The 11408-nt window shown below is 37.6% G+C and carries 7 protein-coding genes; all 7 read left to right on the top strand.

Features of this window, described 5'->3' with window-relative positions; all coding sequences use genetic code 11:
- The first annotated feature begins 223 nt into the window (after positions 1–223).
- The 7 genes from SLH51_RS17780 (at position 224) to sftI (ending at position 11392) form a co-directional block, all read left to right on the top strand.
- The gene (locus tag SLH51_RS17780; protein WP_335962772.1) at positions 224–1837 is read left to right on the top strand and encodes a PucR family transcriptional regulator; all 1614 of its coding nucleotides are present in this window, start codon (positions 224–226) and stop codon (positions 1835–1837) included.
- Between the two features lie 223 nt (positions 1838–2060).
- Positions 2061–3527: a CoA-acylating methylmalonate-semialdehyde dehydrogenase gene (locus SLH51_RS17775; protein WP_335962771.1), complete on the top strand. Its 1467-nt coding sequence runs from the start codon at positions 2061–2063 to the stop codon at positions 3525–3527.
- A gap of 75 nt (positions 3528–3602) precedes the next feature.
- The gene (locus tag SLH51_RS17770) at positions 3603–4964 is read left to right on the top strand and encodes an aspartate aminotransferase family protein (protein ID WP_335962770.1); all 1362 of its coding nucleotides are present in this window, start codon (positions 3603–3605) and stop codon (positions 4962–4964) included.
- 469 nt (positions 4965–5433) lie between these two features.
- Entirely contained in the window at positions 5434–6096 is a 663-nt protein-coding gene (locus SLH51_RS17765; protein ID WP_335962769.1) for a DUF4867 family protein, read from the top strand.
- Between the two features lie 26 nt (positions 6097–6122).
- On the top strand, positions 6123–7898 hold the full coding sequence (locus SLH51_RS17760) for a solute:sodium symporter family transporter (RefSeq protein WP_335962768.1): 1776 nt from the start codon (positions 6123–6125) through the stop codon (positions 7896–7898).
- 25 nt (positions 7899–7923) lie between these two features.
- The gene (locus SLH51_RS17755; protein ID WP_335962767.1) at positions 7924–9960 is read left to right on the top strand and encodes an alpha-glucosidase; all 2037 of its coding nucleotides are present in this window, start codon (positions 7924–7926) and stop codon (positions 9958–9960) included.
- Between the two features lie 79 nt (positions 9961–10039).
- The gene (sftI, locus tag SLH51_RS17750; RefSeq protein ID WP_335962766.1) at positions 10040–11392 is read left to right on the top strand and encodes a sulfoquinovose isomerase; all 1353 of its coding nucleotides are present in this window, start codon (positions 10040–10042) and stop codon (positions 11390–11392) included.
- Positions 11393–11408: the final 16 nt, after the last annotated feature.

The raw sequence follows: 11408 nt of genomic DNA, 5'->3' as shown, positions 1-11408 counted from the left end.
AATTCAAGTATATAAAAAAATACCTGTAGATAAAACACTCTTTTTCAAGTGTCCTAACTACAGGTACCATATTACTTATTTGTGTTGACATTTTCTTTTTTTTATTTGATACCTCTGCTTTTTCTTTCTTGTTAAAAGGAAAAAGCGTATTGTAGGAAGAATTTACATATAGTAATAGATATATCTTATCCTTTTCATTAATGTAGATAGGGGAAGTGAGTAAATGAAATCTTATATAACCATTAGTGAAATATTAAAGCGGAGACACTTTGAGAGTGCAGAAGTCATTGCAGGTGCTGCTGGACTAAATAGGAATGTAAAATGGGTTCATGTAGTCGAAGTCATTAATATTAAAAAGCTGTTAAATGGTCATGAATTGATTTTGACAACTGGACTCGGTTGGAAAGAAAATCAAACATTATTTATCTCATTTCTTAATCAGTTAATTGAAAGTCATGCATCAGGGTTATGTATTGAAGTCAGTTCGCACACCTCAATTATTCCTCAAGAAATTATCGATGTTGCAAATATTCATCAGTTTCCTATCATTCTCTTTCATCAAGAGGTAGCATTTGTTCAAATTACTCAAGATATCCATTCAGTCCTTATTAATCAGCAGTACCAAATGATCACCGATTTAGAAAATTATTCACAAAGACTAAATAAACAATTACTTGAAATCAATCATCAAGAAGAAATATTACTATTTTTCCAAACGTTTTTGGATGTACAAGTAGTCGCATTGTTTGATGAAGAAATTGTTTTTATCCCAGAGGTACCAGCTAATGAAAGACGTTTGGTACTAGATAAAATAAAGACAGACGAGCACAGTCCCATACATTCGATTGCTCGCCAACCAGTTCAAATTTCAGGAAATCAATTTGCTGAATTGGTGATTATATCAACGAATAGGGAGTTAAGCGAGTTTGATTTGTTAATTCTTGATCGGACAACAACAGCACTTGCTCAGCATCTTTTACGTGTTTTATATGTAGAAGAAAAAAGAAGAATGGAAGAAGTAGAATGGATGACAGACTGGCTTGATGGTCATCACAGTAGTGTAAATATTAGAGAGTATCTAGCAGATGTAGAACCAGGACTTAAGTTAAATGGAGGGGTTGTTTGTACTTGTAAATTACATTTTACGGATCAATCATCTACTTTAGATGGGACATATTTTATTCTTCTCATTCGTTCTATTTTCGAGCAACAAGGTTTCTATGTGTTTTCAAGTAAAATAAGGAATCAAATTATTTTCATACTTGGTAATAAACGTACAGTTAAAACATGGAAGACGAGATTATCTGAAGCATTTACGCGTTTTGAAAAACTTGATTATTCTCAGAAATTAAAAGTCTCCTTTATTTCATTTGGTGTTGGCAAATATGTAACGAAATTAAGTGATATACATATTAGCTATAAGACTGCGAAAGAAACATTATTGCTGCAAGATACCCTGACACAAGAGGGGAAAAGTTACTTTTATGAAGATTTACACCTATACAGGATTATGTCTTTAATTAATAAGCATACCGATCTTCAAGAGATCGTGATGGAGTATTTACAGCCAGTGATAGCATACGATCAAAAATATAACGGCAAATTGGTAGAAACGTTGAAAATGTATTTAGCATGCAATGGTTCGAAGCAGGAAACGGCAAAAAAACTTTTTGTCGTAAGGCAGACGATGTATCACCGAATTGAAAAGCTGGAAACCCTTCTCGGAAGTGACTTTATGAGTTCGGAAAAGAGATTGGCAATCGAATTTATGCTTCTTGCTTATGATTATTTAAATACAACAGAAGATCTTGTCCAAGTGTCAGTTAAAGAAATATAACAGCAAAAGGGTCTGATCCATTATTGGTTAATAGAGTTCAACTTCTCTAAACTACTAAGGCCGGGGTCAGCCCTTTTAGTGATTATTGTAATCTAAGAAATACCTACTATTCATAATGTGGAGTATTTTCACTAAGCTATTTGACATAGTGTCTAATGAATACGCTTAAGGAATAAGGGATAATGGAAGAACATAGAAAATATAAAGTATAGGAGGAGAATAAATGGAAGGAATAAAAAAACAAACAAATGCCTTGAACAATTTTATTAATGGAGAATGGGTAGAATCACGGGGGAAGAATACTTTAGATGTGCCGAATCCTGCAACCGGAGAAATTGTTGCTACAGTGCCTGTATCAGGAAGGGCAGATGTTGATCAGGCTGTAAAGGCTGCACAGGAAGCTTTTGTTACATGGAAAAACACTCCCGTACCGAAACGAGCAAGAATCCTGTTTAAATATCATACATTGCTATCTGATCATCACGTGGAGCTGGCAAAATTAATTGTTCAAGAGAATGGAAAAGCATTTAAGGAGGCGTATGGTGAAGTACAACGAGGAATAGAGTGTGTTGAATTTGCCAGTGGAGCTCCAACATTAATGATGGGGGAGACGTTATCTGGAATTGCTGAAGAGATCGATTCGGAAATGTTTCGCTATCCATTAGGTGTAATCGGGGGAATTACTCCATTTAACTTTCCGATGATGGTTCCGTTATGGATGTTTCCGCTTGCGATTGCATGTGGAAATACGTTTGTACTAAAGCCTTCGGAAAGAACACCGATGCTTGCCAATAAGCTTGCGGAGTTATTCACACAAGCAGGTGCCCCGCGCGGTGTTTTAAACGTTGTTCATGGGGCTCATGATGTTGTAAATGGGTTGATTGATCATGAGGATATCAAAGCGATTTCGTTTGTTGGCTCACAGCCAGTGGCAAAGTATGTGTATGAACGGGCAGCAGCTAATGGGAAACGCGTTCAAGCGCTTGCTGGTGCAAAGAATCACCATATTGTTATGCCGGATGCGGATGTAGAAAAAGCTGTTGAGCATATTGTTGCATCAGCTTATGGGAGTGCAGGTCAACGTTGTATGGCGTGTAGTGCGGTAGTTGTTATCGGAGATGGCGAACGATTTGTTAACGAATTAAAGGCTAGAGCTGATGAATTATTGATTGGAAATGGATTAGACGATGAAGTACTTCTAACCCCGATTATTCGTGATTCACACCGTGCAAAAGTGTTGGACTATATTGTCAAAGGTGTGGAAGAGGGAGCTTCTCTCATTCGTGATGGGCGAAAAGAAATGACTGAAATGAAAGAAGGAAATTTCTTAGGTCCAACAATCTTTGATCATGTAACCCCAGATATGACTATAGCAAAAGATGAAATCTTTGCCCCTGTATTAAGCTTGCTTCGCGCAGTGGATTTAGACCAAGGATTAGAATACATTAGAAAATCAAGGTACGGCAATGGAGCAACCATTTATACGAAGGATGCAAAAGCAATCCGCCAATTTCGTGAAGAAGCTGATGCAGGAATGCTTGGTGTTAATGTCGGTGTACCAGCAACTATGGCATTCTTCCCGTTTTCAGGCTGGAAGGATTCATTCTATGGTGACCTCCATGTAAATGGAAAGGATGGAGTAAACTTTTTCACCAGAAAGAAGATGATTACCTCTAGATATGATTTCTAGAAGAAAGTCCAAGTAGGTATCTTTTGACTACAAGTGTAATATTATGGTTTTGAAGCTTGAGAGGAGGAGCGGCAATTGGTAAGAACAAACCAGAGCAACGAAGCTCTTACAAAAGATGAGAAATATATTTGGCATTCTATGAAACCTTATAATCCAGATGCAACAATGGTGGTGACCAAAGCAGAGGGAGTTTGGGTAACAGATAATGAAGGAAATAAGTATTTAGATGCAATGTCAGGCTTATGGTGTGTGAATGTAGGATATGGACGTACGGAATTAGCTAAAGCAGCGTATGAGCAATTAAACGAATTAGCATATTTTCCGCTGACACAAAGTCATTTACCAGCTATTAAACTTGGAGAAAAATTAAATGAAATGCTTGGTGATGAGTATGTCATTTTCTTTTCTAACAGTGGTTCAGAGGCAAATGAAACTGCGTTTAAAATCGTTCGACAATATCACCAACAAAAAGGTGATTCTCACCGTAATAAATTCATCTCAAGATATCGTGGGTATCACGGTAATACAATGGGGGCACTTGCTGCAACTGGCCAGGCAGAAAGAAAATACAAGTACGAACCGTTAGCAACTGGTTTCATCCATGTCACACCTCCAGATTTATACCGCTCTGTTGATCGGCTCGATTGTGCCCCTTCGGAATTAGAGTCAGTTCGAGAGATTGATCGAGTCATGACGTGGGAGTTAAGCGATACTATAGCCGGGGTTATAATGGAACCAATCATTACAGGAGGAGGCGTCCTCATGCCGCCTGATGGCTATCTGTCTGCAGTGAAGGAAGTATGTAAAAAGCACGGCGCATTGTTGATTGTAGATGAAGTCATTTGCGGCTTTGGCCGAACGGGGGAAGCTTTTGGATTTATGAACTATGGAGTGAAGCCAGATATCATAACAATGGCTAAAGGGATAACTAGCGGATATTTACCGTTATCAGCAACGGCTGTAAGAAAAGAAATCTATGATGCTTTTAAAGGGTCAGAGCAATATGATTATCTTAGGCATGTTAATACATTCGGGGGAAATCCAGCAGCGTGCGCATTAGCATTAAAAAACCTCGAAATAATGGAAAACGAAAATTTGTTCGAACGCTCTAAACAATTGGGAGAGATTTTGAAAAATGATTTAATGAACCATTTACAAAATCACCCTTATGTTGGGGATGTTCGTGGAAAAGGTTTACTCATTGGTATTGAGCTTGTAGATAATAAAGAAACGAAGGAACCAATTGATGTAAGTGTCGTAAATCAAGTAATAGCATCATGTAAACAAAAGGGAGTTATTATTGGAAAAAATGGTGCGACTGTTGCGGGTTATAATAATGTACTAACGTTAGCTCCACCTTTGTGTATTGAAGAGGAAGAATTAACTATCCTAATTCAGACGTTAATTGAAGCTCTTAATGAAGTGAAGGCTCAGTAGTAAAGAACTAAACGTTTCATTTTTGAACCAATCATTTATTAGTATGTATTAAGTTAATTAAAAATAAGACGCATTCTAAACTGTTTCTTCTATTTGGATTTTTTATTAAGTTTGTTGAGTTATATAGAGCTGTATCTGATTAAAATGACTAGAAGCGTATGCTTTTAGTCATTTTTTTTTAACTACAGTGAGAGTGAATGGTTTTTCGGAAGCCGTCTTGATTTTTTAAAAAGTATAAATAAACCTTGAAAAGATAGACAGACTTCTTATATAATGAAAAAAGGTAGTGATGTTTAGTTATAATATAATAACCTTTTATTTGTGAGAAAGGAGCTCAAATATGACAGGGTGAAAACGCTTAACATATTTATAAAAAAGACTTGAAAAGAAGAATATGAATCTATATAATGATCTAAAAGGTAATGATGTTTGATTTAAAGATAATAACTTTTTGTAAGGGGTGGTCATAATGCTAGAAGAGTTGAAAGCGCTTAATACGTCTCTTAATTTAACAGATATATTTGATACATCATTCTTAAAATACGGAAAAGTTCTGAAAGGTTTTCCAGTTAATGAGTTAGAGAAGTTTATGGATGAGACGGATATACCTCAAGAAGGGAACATTTACGTGTCGTCAATTGAATCGTGGGAGCAGGGAGAAGTAAAGTCTCTAATTGAAAAAACGTATTTTGGCTGTATGGATATCCAACTAGGCTATTGTAACGGAAAGAACTCCAATTTAAATGGGCTAGAGTTCCACAAAGGTAGTGAAATCAATGTAGCTTATACAGACTTAGTCCTACTGTTAGGCCATGTGAATGATATAAAGGAAGGTACCTATTCAGTTGATAGTCTAGAGGTATTTTTTGTTCCAAAGGGTACGGCGATTGAAATCTATCAAACAACGTTACATCTTGCACCTTGTAAAGTTTCAGATAACGGCTTTAAGTGTGCAGTTATTTTACCGTCAGGAACAAATACGCCTCTTATGAAAGAGGAAAAAGGTCATGACCAATTATTATTTATGAAGAATAAGTGGTTATTGTCTCATCCAGAAAATGAGCGCTTCATGTCTCAGGGAGCTCATGCAGGGATTATTGGAGAGAATATTGCAGTGAAATATCATACATAGAACGTTTATCATGGAGGGAAATCAATATGTTATTTACATTATTATCATGTGTTTTCTTTATGGCATTAGTGGGATGGATATCTTACCAAAAATCTAAAAATTCCGTCAATGATTCAGATGGATATTTTTTAGCGGGACGTGGGTTAACAGGGGGATTTATAGCGGGTTCGTTATTATTAACAAATCTCTCAGCTGAGCAGTTAATAGGGTTGAATGGTCAGGCGTATCGAGCCAATTTATCCAATATGGCCTGGGAAGTAACAGCAGCATTAGCGATTGTCATTTGTGCTTTGATTTTACTTCCTAGATACCTTGGAGGTGCATTTACAACTCTTCCTGAATTTTTGAGTACTCGTTTTGATGAAGGTGTTAGACGTTACACCGTCATTTTGTTTATGTTAGGTTATGTTTTTGTTACGATCCCTTCTGTCCTCTATTCAGGAGCTCTGGCAATATTAAGACTTTTTGATGTACCAACTCTGCTAAGTATATCTATGGAGCAGTCGGTGTGGCTAGTCATTTGGGTAGTTGGGATTATTGGTGCAATTTATGCGATATTCGGTGGTCTGAAAGCGGTTGCTATATCAGATACTCTCAATGGAATCGGGCTGATCGTTATTGGTCTGATTGTTCCAATACTTGGGTTTATTGCCCTTGGTAATGGAAGTGTGATGGAAGGAATGAAGACGATAACATTGGTGCATTCTGATAAATTGAATGCGATCGGATCAAGTACGGATTCAGTTCCGTTTGGCACGATCTTTACAGGGATGATCTTGATGAATATGTTCTACTGGGGGACGAACCAATACGTTATTCAACGAACATTAGGTGCCAAAAATCTCGCTGAAGGACAAAAGGGTGTTATTTACTCTGGTTTCTACAAGTTAACGGTTCCATTCTTAATGATGATTCCTGGTGTAATTGCCTTCCACTTATATGGTGGTGACATGAATCCAGTTGATTTAGCTTATCCAACAATTGTAGCGAATTTGCTTCCGACATTTATGTCAGGCGTATTCCTTGCGGTTTTATTGGGGGCCGTATTCTCTAGTTTTAATTCATTATTAAATAGTGCTTCAACGATGTTTGCCTTAGATATTTATAAAGCTGGGTTTAACAAACATGCTACTGATCGACAGTTGATTACGATAAGCAAATATTTTGGTAGTATACTAGCACTTATTTCATTTTTTATTGCGCCAATGTTGATGAATGCGCCAGATGGACTTTGGGATTTAATCCGACGCTTTACAGGTTTTTTTAACATCCCAATTATTGCTATTGTGTTAGTCGGGATTATGTCTAAACGCATTCCAGCTCTTGGGGCAAAAATTGCCATTATTTTTCATGTGGTTACCTACTACATGCTTGTATGGGGATTAGGTCAATTGTTCGATATTACGATTACAATGAACTTTATTCATATTTCAGCTATTCTTTTTGTAATCGAAGTCGGAATTATGATGGTAGTTGGGAAAATACGACCGCTTGAAAAGCCATATCAGTTCAAGCCAAATCCAAAAGTTGACATGGTTCCATGGAAATATGCCGTTCCTGTAACTGTTATTCTACTAAGCTTGGTAGTTGGAATGTATATTTTGTTCTCACCAATTGGTGTTGCCTATTCTGAAGGAATTGTCTCTCAGTGGTTTTGGCCAGCTGTTATTGTATTAGCTTCAGTTACAGTGACTCTTTATATGAAAGCATTAAAGAGTTGGAATAAGAAGTATGCTGATTTCTTAGAAAACAGACATAATCAAAACCTTAATGCAATGAAGCGTGAAAAGAAAATTATTTAAGGTTACTAGAGAGGATGAACAATAAATGACAACTAATACAGAAATCAAAGGTTTTGAAGTAATAGAACGTGAAAATGGATTTGAGGTTTTTCTAGAGGGGCGTCTTCTGTTTACTCATTCAACAAAACATCCATTTGTTTTTGTTGGTGCTGGAGAGGAAACGATTGCAATGTACCGAGGGAATTTCAAAATCGATGATTATATTGTTGAGAGAATCCCATTACGTTTTGCTCAAGTCACAAAACAAGGCGATTCGGTTCAGATAGGATTAAGACACTCTAAAAATGATAACGAAGTCCTTTCTATCGAGTTAAATCGTGATCAGGACGGAATGAGAGCTTCATTTGATTTAAAGGATGATTCTATCAATCGTTTTTGGATGCGCATTCATGCTGATAAGGAAGAAAAAGTCTACGGATGTGGAGAGCAGTTATCCTATTTAAACTTAAGAGGGAAGAATTTCCCCCTTTGGACCTCAGAGCCTGGTGTTGGAAGAAATAAAAATACGTATACAACTTGGCAAGCAGATGTTAAGGATAAAGCAGGTGGAGATTATTATAATACGAATTTTCCTCAACCGACGTTTATCTCAACACAAAAATATTATTGCCATGTTGATACCACCGCATATGCAGATTTTGATTTCCGTCAAGAAACGTTTCATGAACTTCAAATTTGGGAAATTCCTAAATCGATCCTCTTTGAATGCGGTTCAACTTACAAAGACCTTGTCACACGTTTGACAGAGCGATTAGGTAGGCAGCCTGAACTGCCTGATTGGACATATAACGGCATTTGGTTAGGGATACAAGGTGGGACAGATGCAGTAGAGAAGAAGCTTGACCACGCATTAAGTAAAGGGTTAAAGATCGGAGCTGTATGGTGCCAAGACTGGCAAGGGAAACGAATTACTTCCTTTGGAAAAAGATTGATGTGGAATTGGCAGTGGAATGCTGATGAGTACCCGAATCTTGATACAAAAATCCAGGATTGGAAAGAGCAAGGGATTAAATTTCTAGGATACATTAATCCATATGTGGCCGAAGAAGGTTCACTATACAAAGAAGCAAAAGCCAATAATTATTTAGCAACAAAAGAAGACGGTAGTGATTATCTCGTTGATTTTGGTGAGTTTTATTGCGGAGTTATTGATTTTACAAATGAAGCTGCCAACAAATGGTACGTTTCAGTCATTCAAACAAACCTAATTGATTTTGGGTTAGATGGATGGATGGCGGATTTTGGTGAGTATTTACCAACAGATGTGAAACTTTCAAACGGAGTACCTGCTAAGGTTATGCATAATGCATGGCCGGCGATTTGGGCAAAAGTCAATCATGATGCTGTAAAAGAAAGTGGAAGATGGGGCGACATTGTCTATTTCATGCGAGCCGGGTTTACCGGAAATCAAGCGTATTGCCCGCTTTTATGGGCTGGAGACCAAAGCGTGAACTGGAGTTTAGATGATGGGTTGGCTTCTGTTATTCCAGCAGCATTGTCAGCAGGATTGACTGGTTGTGGCATTTCTCATAGTGATATTGGCGGTTATACAAGTCTTCATGGCAATAAGCGTTCGAAAGAATTGTTGCTGCGCTGGACTGAAATGGCAGCTTTTACACCAGTTATGAGAACACATGAAGGAAACCGCCCAGATGATTGTTTTCAATATGATGGAGACGAAGAAACATTGCTTCATTTTGTGAAAATGACAGATGTATATGTAGAACTAGCACCATATGTAAAAAGCTTAGTGAAATTGAATGCAACTGAAGGCATTCCTATACAGCGACCTTTATTTATGGAATACGAGCAAGATCCAAAGGTATATGACATTCAATATCAATACATGTTAGGATCCGATATTCTTGTTGCACCAGTACATGAACAAGGAAAGGATTCTTGGGAAGTATATCTTCCTGAAGATGAGTGGGTCCATTTTTGGAGTGGTGAAGAGTACAAAGGTGGTCATGTCGAAGTGGCTGCACCGATTGGTCAACCTCCAGTATTTTATCGAAAAGCTTCTACCTTTAAAGAATTATTTGCAAAGATATCCAAGAAATAAAATAAAATAAAATAACTAAAAGGTAATTATGTATTTAAATACATCACTACCTATGATATAATAAAAGAATAATAGAGGGGTGACTATTTTGCAAAAAACAAAAGTTCTATATTTACCAATTGGAAGAAAAACATTTGATTTAGAAGCTGCCAAAGAGCAGAGAGTGAAAAGTTCCAACTATCTTAATCAATTAGCTGAAGTAGTTGAGCCTGAGGGCATTATTACATCACCAGAAGAACTTGAAGAATTTATAAACGAAATTGATAGCGAGTCAATTGTAACAACGATTTACCAAAGTGTAACGTTTGCCGATGGAGAGTTTATTCATTCTGTAATCGACAAGGTCAAAGCACCGGTCATGGTCTGGTCAGTACGAGAGCCGAGCGTTGGAGGAAGGTTACGCCTGAACTCCTTGACCGGGGGAAACAGTACGTGTCATGTCCTTCGTTCAAAAAGTCATTCCTATTCATTTGTATTTGGTAATGCTGATGAAGCTCAAGTTCAAAAGCAGTTAAAGCAGAAACTTACCGTTCAACAGGTCATTACAAATTTAGAGAATCTGAAAATAGGTGTTGTTGGCGAACATCCACCAGGATTTTTCTTCTCTGATACGAATGATGAACTTCTCAAAGAAAAACTAGGTGCGACTGTCACGTATTTCGATCTTCATGAGGCATTTGAAGAGTGTGTTAAGCTCCCAAAAGAGAAATGGGAGGGGATGATCAGCCGTGCAGAACAACAAGTCATTGGGTTAAATCGCAGCGATGAAACAGTTGAGAAATTCGCTCAGTTTTCTACTTATGTAAAAGAAAAAATAGATCAAGAAGGAATTACAGCTCTTGCTGTAAGATGTTGGCCGGACTTCTTTAATGAGCTTGGTGCAGCAGCTTGTTCGACATTATCTCAGTTTACAGAAGATGGCGTCGTTTCATCGTGTGAATCTGATATTCATGGGTCTATCTCGATGTTCATTCTTAGAGAGTTGGCTAATGGCAATGCGCCATACCTTGGTGATATGGTCCATATTAATGAAGCAAGTAATTCAGCTGTTTTTTGGCACTGTGGTGCAGGGGCGTACTCATTAGCTCATCCTGAAATTGGAGCGAAAGCAGGCGTACACCCTAATCGAAAACTAGGCTTTACGATGGAGTTCGGACTGAAACCAGGACGTGTCACATTATTTAGGGTCGGATATACAGCTGCTGACGGATACCGTCTTCTAATTATGCGTGGGGAGGCATTGGATACTCCACAACGCTTTAATGGAACTTCCGTTGAGGTTGAGCTAGAGACTGATGTCAGCCAGACATTGTATAAGCTAATGGAAGAAGGATTTGAGCCCCATTATGCACTCGTTTACGAAGATGTAGTAGAAGAATTGGTGGAATTAGGACGCCAACTAGGAATCGAAACCACCATCTTTACAAAATAGTGAAGGGAGTCTGTGA

It is taken from the genome of Halalkalibacter kiskunsagensis, from assembly GCF_037027555.1.
GTDB classification, from domain to species: Bacteria; Bacillota; Bacilli; order Bacillales; family Bacillaceae_D; genus Halalkalibacter; species Halalkalibacter kiskunsagensis.
Note: the sequence above shows the minus strand (reverse complement) of the source record. Positions and strands in the feature narration are given on the sequence as shown.

What these genes read in the sequence shown, in the direction of transcription:
- SLH51_RS17755 (WP_335962767.1), top strand. Translation starts at nt 7,924, where the DNA reads ATGACAACTAATACAGAAATCAAAGGTTTTGAAGTAATAGAACGTGAA.
- SLH51_RS17780 (WP_335962772.1), top strand. Translation starts at nt 224, where the DNA reads ATGAAATCTTATATAACCATTAGTGAAATATTAAAGCGGAGACACTTT.
- SLH51_RS17760 (WP_335962768.1), top strand. Translation starts at nt 6,123, where the DNA reads ATGTTATTTACATTATTATCATGTGTTTTCTTTATGGCATTAGTGGGA.
- SLH51_RS17775 (WP_335962771.1), top strand. Translation starts at nt 2,061, where the DNA reads ATGGAAGGAATAAAAAAACAAACAAATGCCTTGAACAATTTTATTAAT.
- SLH51_RS17765 (WP_335962769.1), top strand. Translation starts at nt 5,434, where the DNA reads ATGCTAGAAGAGTTGAAAGCGCTTAATACGTCTCTTAATTTAACAGAT.